The 21831-nt window shown below is 61.2% G+C and carries 22 protein-coding genes and 3 pseudogenes; 9 read left to right on the top strand and 16 right to left on the bottom strand.

The window, feature by feature from the left end; translation table 11 throughout:
- The first annotated feature begins 32 nt into the window (after positions 1-32).
- Entirely contained in the window at positions 33-929 is an 897-nt protein-coding gene (locus GDV60_RS20340; protein WP_092237696.1) for a LysR family transcriptional regulator, read from the top strand.
- On the opposite strand, the gene GDV60_RS20335 is transcribed toward GDV60_RS20340, so the two are convergent.
- Complete coding sequence (locus tag GDV60_RS20335; RefSeq protein ID WP_029296489.1) at positions 926-1843, bottom strand: LysR family transcriptional regulator; 918 nt, start codon at positions 1841-1843, stop codon at positions 926-928. The two genes, GDV60_RS20340 and GDV60_RS20335, sit on opposite strands and share 4 nt — an antisense overlap.
- A 119-nt stretch (positions 1844-1962) precedes the next feature.
- Here GDV60_RS20335 and GDV60_RS20330 point away from each other — a divergent pair, with 119 nt between their 5' ends.
- The 3 genes from GDV60_RS20330 to GDV60_RS20320 all read left to right on the top strand — a co-directional run bounded on the left by GDV60_RS20330 (position 1963) and on the right by GDV60_RS20320 (position 4783).
- Positions 1963-2784 carry a 5-oxoprolinase subunit PxpA gene (locus GDV60_RS20330; RefSeq protein ID WP_092237693.1) on the top strand — a complete coding sequence of 274 codons (822 nt, stop codon included), beginning with the start codon at positions 1963-1965 and terminating at the stop codon, positions 2782-2784.
- Between the two features lie 152 nt (positions 2785-2936).
- Positions 2937-3815 (top strand): allophanate hydrolase subunit 1, encoded by an 879-nt coding sequence (locus GDV60_RS20325; protein WP_029296493.1) that lies wholly within the window; start codon positions 2937-2939, stop codon positions 3813-3815.
- Positions 3812-4783 (top strand): biotin-dependent carboxyltransferase family protein, encoded by a 972-nt coding sequence (locus GDV60_RS20320; RefSeq protein ID WP_159908580.1) that lies wholly within the window; start codon positions 3812-3814, stop codon positions 4781-4783. Before GDV60_RS20325 ends, GDV60_RS20320 begins: the two co-directional genes overlap by 4 nt.
- Positions 4784-4879: 96 nt before the next feature.
- On the opposite strand, the gene GDV60_RS20315 is transcribed toward GDV60_RS20320, so the two are convergent.
- The 3 genes from GDV60_RS20315 to GDV60_RS20305 all read right to left on the bottom strand — a co-directional run bounded on the left by GDV60_RS20315 (position 4880) and on the right by GDV60_RS20305 (position 8243).
- The gene (locus tag GDV60_RS20315; protein ID WP_029294389.1) at positions 4880-6496 is read right to left on the bottom strand and encodes an inorganic phosphate transporter; all 1617 of its coding nucleotides are present in this window, start codon (positions 6494-6496) and stop codon (positions 4880-4882) included.
- A 127-nt stretch (positions 6497-6623) separates the two neighbouring features.
- Positions 6624-7646 (bottom strand): transporter, encoded by a 1023-nt coding sequence (locus GDV60_RS20310; protein ID WP_092237684.1) that lies wholly within the window; start codon positions 7644-7646, stop codon positions 6624-6626.
- A 291-nt stretch (positions 7647-7937) separates the two neighbouring features.
- Positions 7938-8243, bottom strand: coding sequence for a PepSY domain-containing protein (locus GDV60_RS20305; RefSeq protein ID WP_159908579.1), 306 nt, complete (start codon positions 8241-8243; stop codon positions 7938-7940).
- 151 nt (positions 8244-8394) lie between these two features.
- Here GDV60_RS20305 and GDV60_RS20300 point away from each other — a divergent pair, with 151 nt between their 5' ends.
- Entirely contained in the window at positions 8395-9276 is an 882-nt protein-coding gene (locus GDV60_RS20300; RefSeq protein ID WP_159908578.1) for a sterol desaturase family protein, read from the top strand.
- 57 nt (positions 9277-9333) lie between these two features.
- On the opposite strand, the gene GDV60_RS20295 is transcribed toward GDV60_RS20300, so the two are convergent.
- Together GDV60_RS20295 and GDV60_RS20290 are read right to left on the bottom strand one after the other, a co-directional pair.
- Positions 9334-10011, bottom strand: coding sequence for a helix-turn-helix domain-containing protein (locus GDV60_RS20295; protein ID WP_133715400.1), 678 nt, complete (start codon positions 10009-10011; stop codon positions 9334-9336).
- Positions 10012-11139 (bottom strand): glycerophosphodiester phosphodiesterase, encoded by a 1128-nt coding sequence (locus tag GDV60_RS20290; protein ID WP_029294398.1) that lies wholly within the window; start codon positions 11137-11139, stop codon positions 10012-10014.
- Between the two features lie 246 nt (positions 11140-11385).
- Here GDV60_RS20290 and GDV60_RS20285 point away from each other — a divergent pair, with 246 nt between their 5' ends.
- Positions 11386-11709: a DUF2025 family protein gene (locus GDV60_RS20285; RefSeq protein WP_029294400.1), complete on the top strand. Its 324-nt coding sequence runs from the start codon at positions 11386-11388 to the stop codon at positions 11707-11709.
- 107 nt (positions 11710-11816) lie between these two features.
- On the opposite strand, the gene GDV60_RS20280 is transcribed toward GDV60_RS20285, so the two are convergent.
- Both GDV60_RS20280 and GDV60_RS20275 read right to left on the bottom strand, forming a co-directional pair.
- Positions 11817-12143: an antibiotic biosynthesis monooxygenase gene (locus tag GDV60_RS20280; protein WP_159908577.1), complete on the bottom strand. Its 327-nt coding sequence runs from the start codon at positions 12141-12143 to the stop codon at positions 11817-11819.
- On the bottom strand, positions 12140-12847 hold the full coding sequence (locus GDV60_RS20275) for a CTP synthase (protein WP_133715401.1): 708 nt from the start codon (positions 12845-12847) through the stop codon (positions 12140-12142). Before GDV60_RS20275 ends, GDV60_RS20280 begins: the two co-directional genes overlap by 4 nt.
- A gap of 80 nt (positions 12848-12927) precedes the next feature.
- On the opposite strand from GDV60_RS20275, the gene GDV60_RS20270 reads away from it, so the two are divergent.
- The gene (locus tag GDV60_RS20270) at positions 12928-13815 is read left to right on the top strand and encodes a LysR family transcriptional regulator (RefSeq protein WP_159908575.1); all 888 of its coding nucleotides are present in this window, start codon (positions 12928-12930) and stop codon (positions 13813-13815) included.
- An 18-nt stretch (positions 13816-13833) separates the two neighbouring features.
- On the opposite strand, the pseudogene GDV60_RS27170 reads toward GDV60_RS20270, so the two are convergent.
- From GDV60_RS27170 to GDV60_RS20255, 4 genes and pseudogenes are all read right to left on the bottom strand, one after another.
- A pseudogene (locus tag GDV60_RS27170) lies at positions 13834-14271 on the bottom strand (methyl-accepting chemotaxis protein); the annotation flags it as partial.
- A gap of 114 nt (positions 14272-14385) precedes the next feature.
- Positions 14386-15153: pseudogene (locus GDV60_RS27165) on the bottom strand (PAS domain-containing protein); the annotation flags it as partial.
- Between the two features lie 163 nt (positions 15154-15316).
- A complete protein-coding gene (locus GDV60_RS20260) occupies positions 15317-16375 on the bottom strand; it encodes a diguanylate cyclase (protein WP_029294409.1) in 1059 nt (352 codons plus the stop codon).
- A 195-nt stretch (positions 16376-16570) separates the two neighbouring features.
- Positions 16571-17194: a TetR/AcrR family transcriptional regulator gene (locus tag GDV60_RS20255; protein ID WP_029294411.1), complete on the bottom strand. Its 624-nt coding sequence runs from the start codon at positions 17192-17194 to the stop codon at positions 16571-16573.
- 133 nt (positions 17195-17327) lie between these two features.
- On the opposite strand from GDV60_RS20255, the gene GDV60_RS20250 reads away from it, so the two are divergent.
- Both GDV60_RS20250 and GDV60_RS20245 read left to right on the top strand, forming a co-directional pair.
- Positions 17328-18383, top strand: a complete 1056-nt coding sequence (locus GDV60_RS20250) for an MBL fold metallo-hydrolase (protein ID WP_159908571.1) — start codon at positions 17328-17330, stop codon at positions 18381-18383.
- A 176-nt stretch (positions 18384-18559) separates the two neighbouring features.
- Positions 18560-19261 carry an amidase family protein gene (locus tag GDV60_RS20245; RefSeq protein ID WP_159908569.1) on the top strand — a complete coding sequence of 234 codons (702 nt, stop codon included), beginning with the start codon at positions 18560-18562 and terminating at the stop codon, positions 19259-19261.
- Between the two features lie 22 nt (positions 19262-19283).
- Here the strand turns inward: GDV60_RS20245 and GDV60_RS20240 are convergent, their stop codons facing one another.
- From GDV60_RS20240 to GDV60_RS20225, 4 genes and pseudogenes are all read right to left on the bottom strand, one after another.
- Positions 19284-19658, bottom strand: a complete 375-nt coding sequence (locus GDV60_RS20240) for a helix-turn-helix transcriptional regulator (RefSeq protein ID WP_029294417.1) — start codon at positions 19656-19658, stop codon at positions 19284-19286.
- Between the two features lie 124 nt (positions 19659-19782).
- Positions 19783-20733, bottom strand: a complete 951-nt coding sequence (locus GDV60_RS20235; RefSeq protein WP_159908567.1) for a hypothetical protein — start codon at positions 20731-20733, stop codon at positions 19783-19785.
- A gap of 118 nt (positions 20734-20851) precedes the next feature.
- A complete protein-coding gene (locus GDV60_RS20230) occupies positions 20852-21505 on the bottom strand; it encodes an HAD-IB family hydrolase (RefSeq protein WP_159908565.1) in 654 nt (217 codons plus the stop codon).
- 72 nt (positions 21506-21577) lie between these two features.
- A pseudogene (locus GDV60_RS20225) lies at positions 21578-21754 on the bottom strand (HNH endonuclease); the annotation flags it as partial.
- Positions 21755-21831: the final 77 nt, after the last annotated feature.

Here is a 21831-nt window from a genome sequence, read left to right as displayed (position 1 = left end):
TCGGATCAAGCGAACAATCACGGATCACCACCATGAACAAGCTGGAGTTGTTGCGCACCTTTGTCCGCGTCACCGAACTGTCGAGCTTCACCCAGGCCGGCGATAGCCTGGGGCTGCCGCGTTCGACCGTATCCGAGCAGGTGCGCGCCCTGGAAGACCTGTTGGGCACGCGTCTGCTGCAGCGCACCACGCGTAAGGTGCAAGCCACCCAGGACGGGCGGGTGCTGTATGAGCGCAGCAAGGACCTGCTGGCCGATATGGAGGAGCTCGAAGGGCTGTTTCGCCAGGATGAGGCGCAATTGACCGGGCGGATCCGTATCGACATGCCCAATGTGATGGCGCGCAAGGTGATCGTGCCGCGCCTGCCGGAGTTTATGGATCGGCATCCCTTGATCGAGTTGGAAATCAGCAGCTCTGACCGTCAGGTCGACCTCCTGGCCGAAGGCTTTGATTGTGTGCTGCGCGTGGGCGTACAGCCGGACCAGTCGGTGGTCGCACGGCTGTTATGCAGCATGCCGATGATCAACTGCGTGAGCCCCGGCTACCTGCAACGCTATGGCGAACCCAAGACCCTGGCCGACCTGGCCGCGCATCAGTTGGTGCACTACGTGCGGCCGCTGGGTGCGCGTTCAGCGGGTTTTGAGTATGCGCAGGGCAACAAGGTGCAGCGCATTGCCATGGCCGGGCGGGTCACGGTCAGCAGCACAGACGCGTACCAGTCGGCGTGCCTCGCCGGTTTCGGGATCATTCAGGTGCCGGGGCTGGGCATCCGCGAATTGCTCGAAAAGGGCGAGTTGGTGGCGGTGCTCCCCGACTACCCCGCGCCCGCGCTGGATGTGTCGATGTTGTATGCCGGCCAGCGGCACTTGCCGCTGCGGGTGCGGGTGCTGATGGACTGGTTGGCGGCCACCTTGAAGGGCCTGCTTTAACGGCGTGTGGATAATTGCTGGGGCGCGAGGAAGGCGTCGTGGAAGTAGTCGCGCAATGCTTGCATCGCCGGGGTGAACGCGCGTTCGCGGTGCCAGGCCAGGCCGACGCTCATGGGCGTGACCTTGTCGGTCACGCTCAGGGTCTCGATGCGCTTGCCTTCCAAAGACCAGGGGCGGTGCACCAGGTCGGACAGAATCGCCACGCCGCTGCCATTGGCCACCATACTGCGCACCGCTTCCACCGAACTGGTGCGCAGCCGCACCTTGGGCGCTTGCCCGGCCTGTTCCCAGTAGCGCATGGCACTTTGTTCCGCCTCATCCACGGTCAGCAGGATATAGGGCTCGCGCGCCACATCGGCCAGGCTCACCGCACGGCGTTCGCACAGCGGGTGGTGGCTGGGCAGCCACAGGCGGCGTTCGGAATTGAACAGGATCTGCGAGACGATATCCGGGTGGGTCAGGTTGGCGGTGAGTACCACGGCCATATCGAACTGGCCATCCAGCAGCCCTTGTTCGATCGCCTGGCGCTCCTGCTCGAAGACCTCGATGGTCACGTCCGGATGCCAGTGTTCCATGCGTTGCAGGTGGTGCGGCAGGAAGTAACCCAACACCGTGTAACTGGCCGCAACCCGCAGCACGCCACTGGCGCGGTAGTCTGGCAGCGGACTGTTCAGCGCGTCGTCGACACTGCGCACAATCACATAGGCGCGGTTGAGAAAATGCCGCCCGGCATCGGTCAGGTTCATGCCCTGGGCCGAGCGCACAAACAGCTGGGCACCGAGCATGGCTTCCAGTTCCTTGATCGCGGTGGTCACCGCCGACTGGGAGATGTTCAGGTGGATCGCCGCCTGGGAAATCTGGCCGATTTCGGCGGTGGCGACAAAGTAACGAACCTGGCGCAACGTCAAGGACATACAGATTGCTCATCGTGGTATCTGATTTTCAGAAGATACCCTATCTGATAATAGATCTTCCCAAGGGATCAAGGGCCGGCCTATTTTCGATGGCACGAACTCTTGCGGAGCAGGCCCCGATGCAAACAGTGGATTTCAACTCGGACATGGGCGAAAGCTTCGGCCCCTGGACCATCGGTGACGGTGTGGATCATGAACTGATGGCGTTTATCAGCTCCGCCAACGTGGCCACCGGCTTCCATGCCGGCGACCCCGGCACCATGCGCCGCACCATCGAGCGCGCCAAGGCCTTGGGCGTAGCCATTGGCGCGCACCCGGGCTTTCGCGACCTGGTGGGGTTTGGCCGCCGTCATATCAACGCCCCGGCCCAGGAACTGGTAGACGACATGCTCTACCAACTGGGTGCCCTGCGCGAATTGGCGCGGGTGCAGGGCGTGACCTTGCAGCACATCAAGCCCCATGGCGCGCTGTACATGCACCTGGCCCGGGACGAAGAGGCCGCACGGCTGCTGGTAGAAAACCTGCAGCGCCTGGAGCCTGAACTGCTGCTGTATTGCATGCCCGGTTCGGTGATCTGGCGCATTGCCAAGGAACTGGGGCAGCCGGTGGTTCGCGAGTTTTATGCCGACCGTGAGTACGATCTGTCTGGTTCCATTGTGTTTACCCGCAACGTACGCGCCCTGGACCCCGCAACGGTGGCAGCGCGTGTGCTGCGTGCCTGTCAGACCGGCTTGGTGCGCACCGTCGAAGGCGAAGACCTGTTTATCGAATTCGATTCCATCTGCTTGCACAGCGATACACCGGGCGCCCTGGATCTGGTGGAAGCGACCCGCACAGCCCTGGACCAGGCGGGCATCACCGTGGCAAGCGGGCTTTCTGTGGCGAGCGGGCTTGTTGTGGCGAGCGGGCTTGCCCCGCGCTGGGGTGCGAAGCAGCCCTAAACCCTGCCCCCCGGATCTTTCTGATAGAAATCATTGGTCTTGTTGGGGCTGCTTCGCACCCCAGCGCGGGGCAAGCCCGCTCGCCACAAGAATCCCGCCATCTACATGGTTTTTTTGCCTGCCTTTCTACAATGATTCCAAGAGGAACAGACATGGCTCAAACATCCCCGATTCGCTACAGCTTTGGCGCCGATGAGCATTTGTTCGCCGAGGTCAGCGAAAGCATGTCCCTGGAGGCGTTCTTCAAAGGCATGGCTGTCACCCGTGCGGTGCAGCGCCTGGAACTGCCCGGCGTGCTGGATATCTGCCTGGCCAATGCCTCGTTCCAGATCCGTTTCGACCCGGACCTGATCGCCCCCCATGTGCTGCTCGACGCGGTGCAAACCGCCGAGGCCCAAGCGGTGGCCGAACGTACCTTGCATACACGCATCATCGAGATCCCGGTGCTGTACAACGACCCCTGGACCCATGAAACCCTGATGCGTTTTCGCGACCGTCACCAAGACCCCACTGGCACGGACCTGGAGTACGCGGCGCGGGTCAATGGCCTGGCGGATGTCGAGGCGTTTGTTGCTGCCCACAGTGGCGCGCCGTGGTTTGTGTCGATGGTCGGCTTTGTGGCCGGCCTGCCGTTCATGTTCCAGATGGTCGAGCGCGAGCGCCAGTTGCAGGTGCCCAAATACCTGCGCCCACGCACCGACACGCCGAAGCTGACACTTGGCCATGGCGGCTGTTTTGGTTGTATCTACTCAGTGCGCGGTGCCGGCGGCTACCAGATGTTTGGCGTGACCCCGGCGCCGATCTACGACCCGGCCCAGCAGTTGGCCTACCTCAAGGAGCACATGGTGTTCTTTCGCCCAGGCGATATCGTGCAGTTCAAGCCCATCGACCGGGATGCCTACGACCTGGCAGTGGCCGAGGTAGAAGCCGGACGTTTTGACTTACGCATTCGGCCGGTGGAGTTCTCCCTGGATGCTTTTTTTGCCGACCCGACCGGCTATCCGAAAACCCTGCAGGAGGCGCTCCTATGATCAAGGTGCTCAAGCCTGGCCTGGCGACTTCCGTGCAGGACCTGGGGCGCGAAGGCTTTTACCACTTGGGAATCCCGCCGTCCGGTGCCCTGGACCAGTACGCCTTGAGTGCGGCCAACCACCTGGTGGGCAACCCGGCGGGCGCGGCGGGGTTGGAATGCACGCTTATCGGCCCGGAGCTGGAGTTTCAACAGGATGGGTTGGTGGCGTTGAGCGGCGCGCTGATGTCGCCGCGCCTGGACGGTGAAGTGGTGCACCAGGACACGGCATTCCAGGTGCGTGCCGGGCAGGTGCTGCGCTTTGAGTTTCCGGTGGCCGGTGCGCGGACCTATCTGGCGGTGGCCGGGGGGATCGACGTGCCGCTGGTGCTGGGCAGTCGCTCCACCTACACCTTGGGTGGGTTGGGCGGGTTTCATGGGCGGCGCTTGCAGGAGGGGGATGTGTTGCCTATCGGCGAGACCCGCGGGCAAAGCCGGGCCGGCAACAGTTTGCCGATGGCCCTGCGCCGCTCGGTGGGCGGCGATGTGACATTGCGTGTGGTGCCGGGCTTGTATTACGAGCGCCTGACGCCCGAGGCCAAAAGCAGCTTTTTCGCCGAACCCTGGACCGTGGGCTCCGAAGCCGACCGGATCGGCTACCGCTTCAAGGGCGGCAGTGCCTTGAGCTTCCAGCCGCGGCAGCAACCGTTTGGCGCAGGCTCTGACCCATCGAACATCGTCGACAGCTGCTACCCCATCGGCTCGATCCAGGTCCCGGCCGGCCTGGAACCCATCGTGCTGCACCGCGATGCCGTATCCGGCGGCGGCTACGCGATGATCGGCACGGTGATCAGCGCCGACCTTGATTTGATCGGGCAGATGCAGCCTAACCAGCGCGCGGGGTTTGTCGCGGTGACGTTGGAAGAAGCGCTGCAAGCGCGGCGGGTGTACAAGAAGCGGCTCAAAGCGATGGCGGCCCTATTCTCCTGAAACTTGTAGGAGCCGGCGATGAGGCCATGACAATCAACACCGCTGTTGGCTGTTGCACCGCCATCGTCGGCAAGCCGGCTCCTACAGGTTTGCCTGTCAGAAGAGTTGGGTGAACAACCAGTACAAGCTACCCGACAGCACAATCGCCGCCGGCAACGTCAGTACCCAGGCCATCAACAAATTGCGGATGGTCTTCATCTGCAAGCCGCCGCCATTGGCGACCATGGTCCCGGCCACGCCCGAGGACAGCACATGGGTGGTGGATACCGGCAAGCCGAACATGTCTGCGGCGCCAATGGTCAGCATGGCCACGGTTTCCGCCGAGGCGCCCTGGGCGTAGGTCAGGTGGGTCTTGCCGATTTTCTCGCCGACGGTCACCACGATGCGTTTCCAGCCGACCATGGTGCCCAGGCCCAGGGCGATGGCCACGGCGATCTTCACCCACAGCGGGATGAAGCGCGTGGCGTTGTCGATCTGTTGCTTGAACAGTTGCAGCTTGCCTTGGGTGTCAGCATCGAAATGGCCGACCTTGCCCTTGTCCATCAGGCGAATGGTTTCGCTGGTCAGGTACATGTCGTTACGCACGTTGCCCATGGCCTCGGCGGGCACTTTGGCCAGGGAGCCGTAGCCTTTCACTTGTTCACCGATGTGCCCGGTCAGGGCGGCGAGGGCGGGGATCAACTCGGGCGTGACGTCCTTGGTGCGCACATAGGTCGACAGCGTCGGTCGCGGGTCGGCCGGGGCCGCCTGCGGCGCGCTCTTGACCAGGGCTTGCTGGGTGACTTCTGCCACCGCGGCAAATTGCAGGGATTGATCGGCCGGCATGGTGCGGTTCAAGGCGTAGGCCATGGGCAGGGTGCCCACCAGGATCAACATGATCAGGCCCATGCCTTTCTGGCCATCGTTGGAACCGTGGGCAAAGGATACGCCGGTGCAGGTCACGATCAGCATGCCGCGAATCCACCAGGGCGGCGGTGTGTTGCCCTTGGGGGCCTTGTACAGCGAGCGGTTTTTCACAAAGGCCCGCAGTGCCAGCAACAGCAGGGCTGCAAAGCCGAAGCCGATCAGTGGCGACAGCAGCAGCGCGTAGCCGATCTTGATCGCTTGCGCCCAGTCCACGCCGCTGGTGCCGTCGCGGCCGTGCATCAGGGCATTGGCCACGCCAACACCGATGATCGAGCCGATCAGCGTATGGGAAGACGACGCCGGCAGGCCCAGCCACCAGGTGCCGAGGTTCCACAGGATCGCGGCGATCAGCAGGGCGAAGATCATCGCAAAACCAGCCGATGAGCCGACCTGCAGGATCAACTCAACCGGCAGCAAGGCGATGATGGCAAAGGCCACCGCGCCACTGGACAGCAGCACCCCGAGGAAGTTGAAGAACCCCGACCAGACCACGGCGAAATGCGGCGGCAGCGAGTTGGTGTAGATCACCGTCGCCACCGCGTTGGCGGTGTCATGGAAGCCGTTGACGAACTCGAACCCCAAGGCAATCAGCAACGCCACGCCCAGCAGCAGGAACGGGGTCCAGGTGGTGACCACCGTGCCCAACTCTTGCATGTCGTGCATCAGGCTGTAGGCGGTGAACAACAGGCCCATGGCGAGTACGGCGAAGAACACGATCACCGTGAGCAGGCCGGGTTTCTTGTCCAATTGCGGTTTTGCGTCAGTGGCGCCTGCCTGGGAGGAGGCAGTGAGGGAAGGGGTGGCCATGCCGGAGCATCCAGTGTGGGGAGGATGTTTCCCATGATCGTTGCAGAATGTTACAGAGATGCTGCGTCAAATCAGTGTTTGGTGGATAGAGATCACCGCCGGTCCACAAATCCCTGTAGGAGCCGGCTTAGTAATCCCGGCGCTTGCGAAACGCCCATCGGCCGGCAATCAAGGTGAACGTCGCCACCAACGCCACCAGGATCCAGAACCCTTCGGGGTCCTGGGAGAGCGGCACGCCACCGACGTTCATGCCAAAGAAGCCGGCGATGATATTGATCGGCAATGCCAGTACCGTCACCACCGTCAGGGTAAACAGCGTGCGGTTGCTTTGCTCGTTGAGGTTGGCGGCGATTTCTTCCTGCAACAACTTGATCCGTTCGCCCAGGGCCGTGAGGTCGTTGATGATCAGGGCGAATTCTTCGGTGGATTTGCGCAGCTCCTTCACGTCTTCCTTTTGCAGCCACTGCGGCGGGCGATTGAGCAGGCGCAGCAGCGAGCCCGGCTCCAGCGCCAGCAGGCGTTGCAGGCGTACCAGCACTCGGCGCATGGCCCCCAGTTCGGCGCGGTTGGTGGACAGGCGCGAGGACAGCAACTGGTCTTCGATCTGGTCCACACTCTGGCTGGTCTTGCGCACGATCTGTGTCAGCACCTCGCCTTGGTCGCGCAACAGATGCACCAACAGCTCCAGCGGCGAGCGAAAGTGCTCGCCGGCCTTTACCGAGGAGCGCAGCTTGTCCACCGAGTGCAGGGGTTGCAGGCGCGCACTGATCAGCAGGCGGCTGCGGGCGCAGACCCACAAGGTGGAAATGTCCGAGGACATCATGCTGCTGAAGTTGAACACCACGTCGTTGACCACCGCCAGCAAGGCTGAGTCCACATGCTCGATGCGCGTCGAGCGCGAGCCTTCGTGCAGCGCCTCGAAGAACTCTTCGGGCAGTTCCAGGTGGGCCTGCATCCAGCGTTGGCAGGCCGCGTGGGCCAGGTTCAGGTGCAGCCACAGGAACTCATCGGGATCAGCCGGTTGTTGCAAGGCCTTGAGCACAGTCGCTGAGTCGATTTGCTCGGCTTTTTCGCCGGGCTTGAAGCGGAAACCATAAAGCAGGCCAAACAGGTCGGAGTCCTGGTGGCCGTGGTCGATGCTGTGGTTCATGGTGGCTCGCAGAGGAAAGCGACAGGTGCGCGTCGCGCAATCATTGCAAGGGGATTTGACAGTTTTGTGTCAGTCACCAGCGGCCTGTGGCAAGGCGGCTTGTTGTGGTGAATTAGCGTGCTGTGGCGAGGGGGCACCCCCGCTGGGCTGCGCAGCAGCCCTGAACCCAGGCGCTGCGGTCTGCCTGATAAAAAGCGGCGGTCTTATTGGGGCTTCTGCGCAGCCCAGCGGGACAAGCCCCCTCGACACGGGGGGCTTTCCTGGACCGGTTACCAGAAGTGCTGGGGTAACTCAGGTGTCTTGCTTGTTTTCCAGTACTTTGCCGGTCTTGGCGTCGAGCTTCACGTCCCATTTCTTGCCAGTGGTGTCGGTCAGGTCCACTTCGTAGACCAGGGTACCGGCTTCGTTGTCCAGCTCAGTGTCGTTGATGGTCGCGCCGGCGTGTTGGGCTAGGGCGGCGGCATTCAGTTGTTCAAATGGCATCACGGCACCCGATTGCAGCAGGCTTGGAATCTGGTCCGGGCGAACATCGGCCTGGGCCAAACCAGCAGTCAGGGTCAGGGCAGCAGCGGCGAACAAAGCGGTCAGGTTTTTCATGGTGGTGTCCTTTGGGGTGAGCTGTTTAAGTAGGATCAGATTAACCCGCGCAACTTAATTCACCCTTAATTGTGTAGGACGTTTGCGTTGTTTGTTCAATCGCCCCGCGCCGGGAAATTTCATGCTGGTGTCTCAACTTCAGGAGACACACATGAAACAGATACTGGCTTGGCTGTATGCACCCGTGTTCTGGGTGGGGTTTATAGGTGGGGGGCTTTGGTTGGTCACGGTTGGCGCGTCGCAGTGGTTGCTGGCGGTGTTTGCGCTGGCCATCGGCGTGTCGTTCATTGCCGAGTTGTGCTTGCCCTACGAGCCTCAGTGGAACCGCCCGCTGGGCGACCGACGCCGGGATGTCCTCCATGCATTGGTCAATGAAAGCCTGAATGCCCTGGGGTTGCTGGCATTGCCGCTGCTCACGGCCTGGCTGGCGATCGAGGGCGCCTGGCCGCGCGCCTGGTCACTGGGGGCGCAATTGCTGCTGGCCATCGTGATTGCCGATGCGGGCATCACGCTGATGCATTACGCCAGTCACCGCATCGCCGCACTCTGGCGTTTGCACGCGGTGCACCACAGCGTGCAGCGGCTCTATGGGTTCAATGGCTTGATGAAGCACCCCTTGCACCAGATGCTCGAAGCCACAGCGGGTTTGCTGCCGCTGGTCCTGCTGGGCATTCCAGTGGAGGTAGCGATGTTGCTGGCGCTGGCCATTGCGGTGCAGTTGCTGTTGCAGCACTCCAATGTCGATATGCGCCTGGGGCCGCTGCGCTGGGTGTTTGCCTGGGCGCCGGTGCATCGCTTTCACCACATGAAGTACGGGCGCGCGGGGGATGTGAATTTCGGTTTGTTTTTCAACCTGTGGGACTGGCTGTTGGGGACTGCGTTTTACACCGAGGACTATCGAATGGGCGAGGGCGACCTGGGGATTGGTAGCCGTCCGGATTTCCCGGTGGATTATCTTGGGCAACTGCGTGACCCCTTTACGGCGACCCAGTTGAGTAAAGAACCGCCTGTCCCAAGCGCTCTCCAAATGTAGGCGTGAGCTGTCTGGTTTGATGCGGTGCTCTCGAGTTCTTCGCGAGCATGCTCGCTCCTACAGGGGGAGGAGGTGTACCCGCAGATGGCGCAACGAGGCCCCGGCGGTCACGCCAAACAGTTGCTTCATGGTCCGGGAAAAGTGCGCCGAGTCGGCAAACCCCGCGCCATGGGCGGCTTGTGTCAACGTGTGGCCGTTCAGGGCCAGGTCCAGGGCCAGGCGCAAGCGTCGCCACATCACCAGGCGCCGCACCGGCACGCCGAGTTGGCTGACGAACAGGCGTTCCAACTGGCTCAAGGACAGGTGCGCCGCCTCTGCCAAGGCTTGCGCCGAGACCTTGCCGTTCAACTGTTGATCAAGGGTGTGCAGTGCGCGCTGCACCCGCTCATCGTCAGCCTGGCGACGTGGCAGTTGGCGCAAAGACTGCTCAAGGCGTTCGGGGGAGAACTCGGCCGTCTGCAGGGTTTTTTGCAACGAATCGAGGTCGAATGCCCCGGGTTCCACATAAGCCATCAACACAGTGCCGGGGGCGTGGACGATGGCATGGGGCTGGCGAGAGGGGATGAACAGGCGATAGGCCGTTTGCAGGTGCCCATCAAGGCTGACGGTGACGGGACTTTCCGAGGACAGGATAAATTGATGGGCGTAATGAGCGTGGGGCGCAGTGCGCCCCGTCTCACCGAGGATCAGGCCGTAGTCACGGCCCAGCCACAGTTGCCCTGACCACTCGTTCACTCAGTAACCGTTGTCCTGCAGCAGGTCCTGCACGCTGGACGACGGCCAGCGCTTGTAGAACTTCAGCAGTTCGGCGGCGCGGTTGGTGAAGATGCCATCGACCCCGGCGCTCATGACCTTCTCGAAATCCACCGGTTCATCGACGGTATAGACGTGTACCAGCAAGCCTTTGTCGTGGGTCAGCTGGTTCATCTCGGGCTTGACCAGGTCCGAATAGCTCTGGTCGCCGAGGTTCGTCAGTTGTGCGGACGGGCCGGTGCCAATCGCCCCGAGGCTCTTGGCTTCATCGACCCACTTCTCGAATTCGGCAGCGTCCTTGGGTTCCTGCTTGGCATAGTAGGCCGCCTTGGTCGGCTCGCCGGATTCGGCGAAGGTCACCTTGGACTTGGGCTCGATGCTGCCTTCACCCACCCACAGCAGCAGGATTTTCGGGGTGTTGGGCATTTCTTTCTGCAGTTCCTTGAGGCTGGCGGTCTCGAAGGTCTGCAGCACCACCCGGCCCTTGCCCTGGCCGACGCCCGTGTTGCTCTTGCCCAGCTTGGAGCCCACGGAACTGAGCCAGCCCTTGTCCAGCAGCTTGTCTTTCAGATCGGCTTCGATCCCCGGAAACTGCTTGGGCTCCTTGGTTTCGATGTACAGGCCGGGTTTGTGCTGGGGGTTGCCTTCGGCGATCTTGATGATTTCGTCCAGGCTGAGGATTTTCAAACCGACAAAGCCCGGGCGCGCACGATCCGGGTAGGCGGCGTTGAACCAACTGCCGGCATCCAGGGTTTGCAGTTCTTTCCAGGTGAACTCGTTGGCCGGGCTGTCTTTGCGCTCAGGGAACTTGGTGGCCACGTCGGTGGTGCGTTGCAGATTGTTGTCATGCAAGGCGAACAGGACGCCGTCCTTGCTGCGTTGCAGATCCAGTTCCAGGTAGTCGGCACCCAGGTCGCGGGCAAGCTTGTAGGCGGCGGCCGTGGACTCCGGGGCATCGAAGGATGCACCTCGGTGGGCGATCACGGCAGGGTGGGGAATGCCGTCCTTGGTCGCCAGTTCAACCGGGCTGATGGGGCTTGCAGCCTGTGCGTGGCCAAGGCCCATCATCAGAGCGAGCAGCAGGGCACTCTTGGTAAACGTAGCAGGCATGTGCGAGGTCCTTTCGTGGAGGTAGCTTCAAGAAGGGTTCCTTTTTAACAATTGCATGCAAATCGCGCTATCACCAAACCGACATTAACGTGCGCATGCGCTATTTTTCTGCGCTTTTGTGCCGTGCTATGCAGTACTCTTGGTCCGAGCTTCCCCGCCAGAGGGAAACCTGTATTGCCTTATTTTTCTGCCTCGCGTGTAAACCATCGTTCACTTCCCCTGTGGGATTTTTCAGTGAGGTTTAGCATGCGCATCACTTCAGAACTCATCTGCCAGGCCGCCGACCAACTCAACGGCTTTGTCGGCCTGAACCGCAAGACCGGCCAGTACATCGTACGTTTCAGCGAAGACTCGTTCGGCATGGACGTCGCCGACGACGGCATCATCCCCACCAGCGAGTTCGTCTGGCAGCCCGCGGCCGACCAGGCCATGACCCTGTCCCGCGAGCACATCCAACTGCTGCTGGACCAGAACATCGACGACCGGATCAACATCACCGAACCGCTGCGGGTGTACATGCGCCGGGTTGAAATCCCGCAGATCAGCGCGGTGCGCAGCCTGGTCAGTTGATCACGCTCACCCCTTGTAGGCGCTGGCTTGCAGCGATGGCGTCAGCAAGAACGCCCCGGCAAGCCAGCGCTCACAGGGGGACACCGATCGCCAGTTCAGCCCTGCAACTACAGGGCGTTGAAGGCGTAAGCCCGCTCCACCTTGCATACCCGTGTGTGAAAGGCTGAGTACCAGGAGGCCCTACCTTGCTCGCGCACTTCGCGGTGCTCGGTGTGTTGTTTCCAGGCCAGGATGGCGGCCTCGCTGGCCCAGTAGGACACGGTAATTCCCAACCCCTCTTCGCCCCTGGCCGACTCGACACCGAGAAACCCCGGTTGCTGGCGGGCCAGTTCGAGCATGCGTTCGGCGGCCTGTGCGTAGCCTGGATCGGTGTCGGCGCGCAGGGAGGTGAAGATCACGGCGTAATAGGGCGTGGCGGGTGTCTGGGCAATCATGCCGAGCGCTCCTGGCAGGCCCTGAGCCATGCCGTGACCAGCGGCACGTTGGCTCCCTTGAGTGCCGCGCGTTCTGGCTGGAACAGCGTGGCGACAAAAAACGGATGGTCCAGCAGTTCTATCGCCCGCACCTCGCCCGTGGAGTCATGGGCGCTGCCAATCAGATTGTCCTCCAGCAATGCTTGTTCGAAGTCGTGATTGACGCCATAGCGGCAACGATAAGCCTCTTGAATTTCAAGGGTGCCGTAAGCTTCGGCAATCCGTGTGAATGCCATTAGGCGTAACGGGGCGATGGTCTCGACCAGGGCGCATGCCAAGGGGGCGATCACCGCACGGGGCGCATCGGGGGCCAGTTCGCCATGTTCGGCATCGGCCCAGCCCAGCACATTGCGCGCATATTCCAGCACGGCATGTTGAAAACCGCCGCATGTGCCGAGGAAAGGACGCCGCTGTTCGCGGGCAAAACGGATCGCCCGCAAGGCACCGTCGATATCGCGATAGGGGCTGGCAGGTACGCACCAGAATCCGTCGAAGGGTTGCAGGGATTGGGCGTCGAGGAGGGTGTCAGTGGCTAGCCACTGAGCATGGATCGTCAGGCCCAGCTGTGCGCTGGCCTGTTGCAATGCAAGCGGGATGGCTTGGTGTGCTGTCACTTGCGGGTCGTAGTCGCCAATCAGGGCGAGGTGCAGGGCAGTGGGGTTCATGGCTGGCGTCCAATGGCTTGTCGAGTCCTGGAGCGCACTATAGATTGGCGCTCACGCAATCAATATTGGCGTTACTCCACATGCTCAATGCAGCCACGCACTATCAACTCGACTATCCCGACCTGGCGCTGGTCCTTGCCCTGGTGCGTGGTGGCACCCTGGCCCGGGCGGCGGCCTTGCTGCGGGTGGATGTGTCCACGGTGTTTCGGGCTGTGCGGCGCCTGGAGTCGTCACTGGGCCAGGCGCTGTTCGAAAAGAGCCGTACCGGTTACCTGCCGACCAGCCTGGCCACCACACTCACCCAGCAGGCGGAACGTGCCGAGCAGGCGTTGGAAGCTGCGCGGGTTGGGGTAGAGCAGGGCGGCGAGGTGATCAGCGGCACAGTGCGCCTGACCTGCACCGATTCGGTGTTGCAGGGCCTGTTGCTGCCGGCCCTGGCCCGGTTCATGCCGGGCTATCCGGCGCTGACTCTGGAGCTGAGCACGTCCAACGACTTTGCCAACCTCAGTCGGCGCGATGCCGACATCGCCTTGCGCCTGACCCGCACACCTGCGGAGCATTTGGTGGGGCGGTGCCTGGGGACGGTGTCCTATCGCGTCTGCGCCAGTCCCGGCTATGCGCAGCAGCACGACATTCAGGACTTGGCCAGCCTGGCCTGGATCGCGCCGGATGACTTCCTGCCCGACCACCCCACCGTGGCTTGGCGTCGCCAGCACTTGCCCGGCGTCAGGCCCAGCTACCGCTGCAACAGCATGTTGTCCGCGACCGAGTTGGTACGTGCCGGCCTGGGCGTGGCGGCGCTGCCGGATTTTCTGTTGGGGGAAGGCCATGGGTTGCAGCCACTGGGGCCAGCACTCGCGGGGCATGATACGGCCCTGTGGTTGCTGACACGCCCGGACTGCCGGGCGCTGCGATCAGTGGTGACGTTGTTCGATGAACTGGGCCAGCACTTGCGCCACCCCTCGTAGGTGCCGGCAAGCCAGTCTCTACAACCCAACCCGGTCATTGGCAAACATACTCACTGCCCGCACGGCATCACTGGTGCCTTCGCGAATCTGCAGGATCACCGTGCCGGCCTGGTTGGCCAGGTCCACGCCTTGGGCGGCCCGGTCGCGGGTGCTGTCCATGCTGTCGATGGCCTGGCGGGTTTCGCTCTGGATCATCTCGATCATGCTCGAAATCTCCGCCGTGGAGCCGCTGGTGCGGGCGGCCAGTTGCCGGACTTCATCGGCGACCACCGCAAACCCGCGGCCCTGGTCACCTGCACGTGCGGCTTCAATGGCGGCATTCAAGGCCAACAGGTTGGTCTGGTCGGCAATCGCGCGAATGGTGTTGACGATGGCGGTGATCTGCTGCGAGCGCTCGCCCAACTTGGCGATCAGTCTGGATGAGCTTTCTATGTCGGCAGCAATGTCATGGATGCCGCTGGCGGTCTGCTGAATCACCTCGGCGCCTTTTTCGGCGATCTCCCGGGTCTGCAGGGAGATGTGATAGGCCTGGGTGGCGCTCTGGGCATCTTCGGCGTGTTTTTCCACCATGGCGGTGACGTCCGACGCGAACTTCACAATCTTGCACAAGCGGCCGCTGGCGTCGTAGACCGGGTTGTAGTTGGCTTCCAGCCACAGCGTCTGGCCGGTGTGAGTGATGCGCTCGAACTGGCCGCTGAATAACTCACCCTGGTTCAGCCGGCGCCAGAAATCGCTGTATTCCTGGCTGTTGGCCAGCTCCGGTTTGCAGAACAGGCGATGATGTTTGCCCTGGATCTGCGACAGGCTGTAACCCAGGCGCTGGAGGAAGTTCTGGTTGGCGGTAATGATGGTGCCGTCGAGGTTGAACTCGATCACCGCCATGGCCCGGTCAATCGCCTCGAGCTTGGCATTGGCTTCGCTTTCGGCCTGCATCCTGGCGCTGACGTCCAGGGCATATTTGATGATTTTCACCACTCGGCCGGCCTGATCGCGCACCGGGTTGTAGCTGGCTTCCAGCCACACCGAGTGGCCATCGGCGGCGACGCGCTCGAAGGTGCCCGACTGGAACTGGCCGTTGCGCAGTTGCGTCCATAATTGGCCGTAATCGGCGCTGCGGGCAAACGCCTGGGTGCAAAACAGGCGATGGGGTTGGCCGACGACTTGATCCGCGCGGTAGCCCATGGTCTTGAGGAAGTTGTCATTGGCGCGCAAAACGCTGCCTTGTAGATCGAACTCGATCACGGCCATGGAGCGCTCGAGAGCATCGAGAAGGCCGGCTTGTTGGCTGATCGTTTCTTGCAGGGTAGTGATGGTTTTTTTATGGGCAGTAAATAGCATGGTCGCGGGCTCAGTGATGCACAGTGCGAGAATGTATCCATGGTTGCGCTTGCTCACCGTGTAGCCCCAGGCCCACGGCAGACGTGCTCATTGCCGGCTTCCCTTCTACCGGCAGACAGTACAGATCAGAGCTCTGAGTCTTGGCCCCCGAGGGAAGTTCTATTCAGGCGGAACGGGCCACCAGGGATTCAGCCACCGTCACCCGATTGCGCCCGGTGCCCTTGGCGGCGTACAGCGCCTTGTCCGCTGCGTTGAGCCACATATGAGCCTGGGTGAATTGCACCTGGTAGGCCGCCAGGCCAATGCTCAGGCTGACCCGCAGCTCCGGGACCTGCGGGTCGCGGTAGCGGCTGAACATTTCCCGCAGACGCTCCATCACATAGCTGGCCTGTTCCAGCGCAACGTCCGGGAGGATCACGCAGAACTCGTCGCCACCGTAGCGGCCCGCCAGGTCATTTTCCCGCACGTTGCGCTGCAATTCCTTGCTCAGTTGTCGCAGCACTCGGTCACCAACGATATGGCCATAGGCGTCATTGATCTGCTTGAAGTGGTCGATATCGATCAGCGCAATGGTGGCCTGGGATTGTTGCTGCTGGCACTTGTGGAACTTCAGTTGCAGCAGGTCTTTCCAGGAGCCGTGATTGAGCAGGCCGGTGAGGCTGTCGGTACGGCTCAAGGCGCTCAGGGCACGCTTGTGTTCCGAAAGCTTGATGGCCAAACGATAACTGGCCATGCCGATGGCGACGGGATAGAGGATCAACATTGGCAGGCACGCATACACCTGGATCAGGCCGACGTTGGGATTGAATGAAGGGCCGAATATCAGCCAGGCCAGTGCCACGCCCACCAGTTGCGCGAGCATGCCCTGGACCATCAACCGCTTGCCGCCCGCCGCGACGTTGTGCATGGTCATCATCGCGAGGATGGTCACTGCGGTCAGTGGTGTGAATTGCGTAGCTGCGGCCCAGAACCCACCGGACAGTGAGTCATACAGCAGGTTGCGGCGCTCGGCCTGGTAGGGAAATGCCGAATGGCTCGATAACTGGTACGCCAGGTGCGGCCAGATAAATGCGTTGAGCAGCCACAATGCCCAGATCCATCCGGGCATGGCCAGCGGGTACAGGGCGGCCAGCACGCACAGGCTGCCAATGCCCAGCCCGATAATGCGCGGCCGATAAATGCGCCGGGCAAACGACAGCCCTTTGCCTCGAAGGTTTTCCATAGATCCCTGCGTCAGGTTTTTCTTTTTTTAAGGGGCGACGGCGTACGTTTACCAAAGGCCATTTACGCCAGATGAGAGGCGAATATTGTCATTGATTTACGCAGGAATAATCAGTGTCCTTCCAAGCCATTTGCGTGGAGATCCACAGGGATTAGGGCAAAAACGACCTGCTGCGTCGTATTGCGACACGGGGGCTTATCGGGGGCAGGTAGCAATCTCGTAGCCGGCCAGGAACAGATCCATCGCCGATTCAATCACGTTGGCCTGGGTGGCGGCGTCCAGGGTAGGTTGGCCGAGGGTGATTTGCGGCCAGAAGGCGAACGCCTTGAGCAGGCTTTGCACCTGATGGGCGGCAAAACACGGGTCGACGGGTTTGAGTCGCCCGTCTTCCTGGGCGGCACGTACCCACAAAGTGAACCCCTCTTCGCGCTCGCTCAGGCGATTGACGATGTCCTGTGCGCGTTCCGGGGAATGGATGGTCGCGGCAATCGCCACCCGGGCCAGATCGAGGAAGTTGGCGTCCGACATCATTTTCATCTTTGCTTGCAGCAACACGCGCAATTGGTCGCGCAGGGGTTGTTGGCTGCAGTAATTGACATCCAGTTGCGCCACGCTGCTGGCCCACAGCTTATGCAGGATCTCGGTGAACAACTCCTCTTTGCTGGGGAAGTGGTTGTACACCGTACGCTTGGATACGCCGGCGGTGGCGGCGATTTTGTCCATGCTAGTGACCTCGAAGCCGTTGTCGCGAAACTCGGCAATGGCCGCTGCCACGATGGCTTCGCGTTTGCGGTCGGTGAGGCGTTGAGGTGCAGTCATGGGGCTTTTCGGCTCTGGGAAGAAAATTACACTCGGTAGTTTACTTGGTCCGGGTTTTGTTGCAATCTTGAAACTACACTGTGCAGTGTAGTTGTTGATCTGCATCAGCAGAACGTACCGGAGTCACTCTGTAATGGCCACGATTTCTAACCGCCTCGACACCCCCTCGGCAGCGCTCAAGCCATCCGAGCAGCAGCAAGGTCACTTCAACAATCATGCGCCGGTCAACCGAGCTGGCTTTGGCAAGACCCTGAAGATTTTCTGGAAAATGCTTTTTCACAAGCCTCGCAGTACGCGGCCAGTGGGGGAGATTCCGGTGCAGCGCCTGACGCGCGAGCAACTGCTCAGTGCCCCGGATCACAGTGTGTACCGCCTGGGGCACTCCACCGTACTGCTGAAAATGCGCGGCAAGTTCTGGCTGACCGATCCGGTGTTCGCCGAGCGTGCTTCGCCTTTCAGTTGGGCGGGGCCCAAGCGCTTTCACCAGCCGCCCATCAGCCTTGAGGATCTGCCGCCGATTGAGGCGGTGATCCTGTCGCACAACCATTACGACCATCTGGACCGCCAGGCCGTCGTGCACCTGGCCGCCAAGACCCGCTATTTTCTCGCGCCACTGGGCGTCGGCGACACCTTGATCAAATGGGGCGTTGCGCAAGACAAGGTGCGGCAGCTGGATTGGTGGCAGGCCACTGAAGTGGATGGCATCCGTTTTGTCGCCACCCCAGCCCAGCACTTTTCCGGACGTGGTCTGTTTGATGGCAACCAGACACTTTGGGCATCGTGGGTAATGATCGAGAGTACCCGGCGCATCTTTTTCAGTGGCGACACCGGTTATTTCGATGGCTTCAAGCGTATTGGCGAGCAGTACGGGCCATTTGATCTGACGCTGATGGAGACGGGTGCCTACAACGTCGACTGGCCCCATGTGCATATGCAGCCTGAACAAACCTTGCAGGCCCATATCGATCTGAAGGGGCGTTGGTTGCTGCCGATCCACAACGGCACCTTTGATCTGGCATTTCATGCCTGGCATGAGCCGTTCGACCGCATCATGGCCTTGGCGTGGGAGCGTAATGTTGCGATTACCACGCCAGCCATGGGGCAGGCTTTCATGCTGGCTGCACCTGAGCGCGGCCATGCCTGGTGGCTGGATGTCGAGGCCCAGGCGGCGCAACCGCTGGTGAGTTGACGGGGTTTGCAATGCGCTGTCGGTGAAAGGGCTTTCAAGGTGTTTCCGCCTTGAGAACCGACTGGAAAAGGATGCGATGATCTCGGGAAAGTCATTTCCTGGGAGTGGGCTTGATGGAGGAAAAATGTAGGAAGATCTTGGTGCCAGGTGCTTCCTGTTCTGGGGGAGTACCGTCGATGCTCAACATCCTGGACACAGCACCTTGTGCACTGAACCCCTCGGCTGGAGCGACGGACAATAAGGCGCCGCCTCGGGGTGGCATTGAGTTCCAGCCTGCGGCAACGCCTGTTGTCCAGGGCCCCAGGTTCGATATTCCGGGGCCGATGATGAAGACCGTGCGTGATCCGTCGTTATCACTCTTGGCCCTGAGTGGCGTCGATCCCGTGGGCCCGGTTATGGTGGAAGTCCCGCCCGTCATGGAAAACAATGCCGCGAAATCAGCTCCTGCCCTGGCCGATTGGCGTATCGGTTATGCCGACGAATACCTGCGCAACAATGCACGTGAAATGGTGGAGCACTCCAGCGTATTTCTCCAGGCCTTGGAGGTGTTACGGGCCGCCGGTGCTGAAGTGGTGCCAGTGCTGGCGCTGCTACCGGATTCCACTGCACATTTCACCTTGGCGTCCAGCAACGAGATCGATGAGCGGGTGAGCGAGCATCGCCTCGACGCGCTGGTGTCCGATGGCCAAAGCCCGGCTTTCCATGGCTTCTGCAAAACCGGATACCCAGGCGTGTGCCAGATATTCCACGACGATCTGCATGGCACCAAGGTCGTGCTCTGGTTCTACGGTGCCCGCTGGGCACGGGAATCACTGTCGGCCTTGATACGGGTTTATCAACAGGCGATGCAGGCACGTGCCGACATACCCGGCAGGTGAACCTGCTGCGTGGCCAGTGAGCCTATGCGCCGTTGGGATGCGGCGTGTTCGACGATGTCGCGCCCAGCAGCCGCGCAATAAGGCTGCGGCGACCCGGTTCGGCACCAGCCTGTGACGCTTGGGAGCGGCGTCCACTCATGCCCCACCCCGGCGCAAACCCCGGGAAAAACACCAGGCCTTCGTGCTCCAGGCGAAACGCCAGGGCGATGCGGATGGCGTCGTCCACCTCATGATGGCTTTCAAAGCGTTGTATGGCGTCCACTCCAACCCCGGCGTGCCGGGCCAGGTCTTCCCGGCTCCAGCCCAGCAAAGCGCGTGCTTGCACACTGTGCCGTGGGGTGAACTGATGAAGGACGATTTGCTGATCTACGGTGGTGCTCACTGCCAGAGAGGACATGGGGTTTCTCCAGGATGCCGACGGGGGAGGACAAACTATACTGTGTTTTTGTACAGTTGTTTTGACCGTTCATCAACTGGTTCACTTCCCCCGTGGCCGGCCCTTGATTGGCGGGCGCTTCAGGTCATTTCTCCTCCAGCCCCGGTGCCTCGCGGATAAGCAGGTGGTCCAGGTTCTGGATATCGGCACTGAACACCCCGAATGTCTGCTCGGGGTTTTTCTTGCTCGGCACCTGTTTCAACTCCGGCGTCACGCCATAAAAGAAGCAATACAAGGGGCGCTCACTGTCTACGGCGGCCTTGATCTGCTCCAGGAACGCCTTGCGCTTGCGGTAGTTCTCGATCAGCTTCTTGTTCAGGTACACGTTGACGGAGTAGGGCTTCTTGTCGAGCCACACCCTCTTTTCGAAGTCGATGCGAAAGCTGCTGGTGTAGTCCTTGATCGCCTTGATCCGGCCCCAGTAGATCAAGCCTTTGTTGTCCTGCAGGTATTCGATTTTCTTGAAAAACGCCCAATAGGTCGCGGTCTGCTCAGCGATCTTCAACGGCATGCCCTTGAGCTTGTCCTTGTTGTCGATGTTGGACACGTAGCATTCGACCGGGTGTGCGAAGACACTGGTCTTGTCCGGTGTGGTTTCGCTGGCACTGTGGGAAGTATTGGCTGTTCTCGAGGGCTCTTTCGCCGGCGCCTGCGGGATAACGTCTGTGGCGCCTTGGATGGCTGCCTTGCGTTCGTACTGACGCCGAGTCAGCACAAACTCCGATGGGAAGTTTTCCTCGCGCCCATCCTCGGTTTCTCCTGCCGTGGCTTTGTGACTGGCATAGCGGCAGCCCTCGATATGCCGGGTGCTGGGCAGGTTCTTGAAATGCGGGGTGCGCAGGTAGTTGACGTTCTTGCCATTGAACGTGCCCAGTACATTGCCCGCCGCAAACGCCGCACGGCAGTCATCGTTGGGGCACAGGAAGCTGTCCCTGTCGGAATCGAAGGCGGCGGTTTCGTCGAAATTCAGGTCGCGCACGTCATAGATCGACAGCTTTTCATCCAGGCTCAGGCAATAGGCTGTGTCGAACTTCATCGCAGGCGGATCCGTAGGAAGGTGCGCTATTAATAGCGGGATCGCGGCGGTACTTCAAACATCCATAGGCACTCCACTGTGTAGGGGCGTGCCTACCCCTACGAGAGAGCGCCTGCGATTACCGGGCTTTCAGCTTCGGCTTGCCACGGCGCTTGGCCGAATGAAAATGCCGCCAATGGGCATCCTGCGCCGCTGCCAGCAACTCGCGATCGCCGCGTGTGTCACCCCAGGCCCTGAGCCGATACTCAGCCAAGTCGCCATAAATCGCCTCAAGGCGCAGCACCTTGTTCTCACAGCGGCAGTTGTTGCCCGTAAGGCGCCCACTCAACACCCCATCGACCACCTCAAGCTCGGTGCCGATCAGCTTGATCCCCAGCCGATCAGCAAAAGGCTGCAACACGATTGCCGGCGACGCCGAGCACAGCGTCACCTCGGCGCCGGAGCCAATCTCGTCGGCCACCGACTGCAGGCCGGCAGGGCGCATCAGCTTGTTCCAGGAGGCCTTGCAGTACTCCTCGGCTTTCTGCTGGGCCCAAGCCTTGTCCACACCGGTCATAAAGGTGCGAATCAACTGGGCCTTGAGCTCATCGCGGCTCATCTGGCGCAACAGGAAGCGCACGCCAGGCAGTGCGAGCTTGAGCATCCTGCGGTTGAATTCCTGCTTGCCGAAAGCAAACTTGAGGAACGGCACAAAACTGTCGTGGCGGGTCAGGGTGCCGTCGAAGTCGAAGACTGAAAGTACCTTGGCGCCCACTGGGCCGGCTTCTAGCATGTCTGGGTTCACGGGGTGGCCTCGGTCCTATCTACTATTTTTTTGGAATGCATACGCTGTGACCGCAGGAGTCTACTCGGATATCAATCTATCGATTTTCGAGTAAAACCCTGTGGTGAATTCATCCCGATCAGTCGACCGGTAACAACGCTGATGGCAATTGGGGCACAAGGCTACAGCATTGGAGATGGGATCCGAACCCTTCCGGGCCAGGTGCTTGAGGTGATGTACTTCAAGAAATGGCAAACCGCCCACTGTTGATGCGCCGTGACCGGCTCCCATAAAAAAAGCCCTGGGTGCGACCCCAGGGCTTTTTCATGTCGCGA

It is taken from the genome of Pseudomonas sp. DTU12.1 (assembly GCF_009873475.1).
Taxonomy (GTDB): Bacteria; Pseudomonadota; Gammaproteobacteria; order Pseudomonadales; family Pseudomonadaceae; genus Aquipseudomonas; species Aquipseudomonas proteolytica.
Note: the sequence above shows the minus strand (reverse complement) of the source record. Positions and strands in the feature narration are given on the sequence as shown.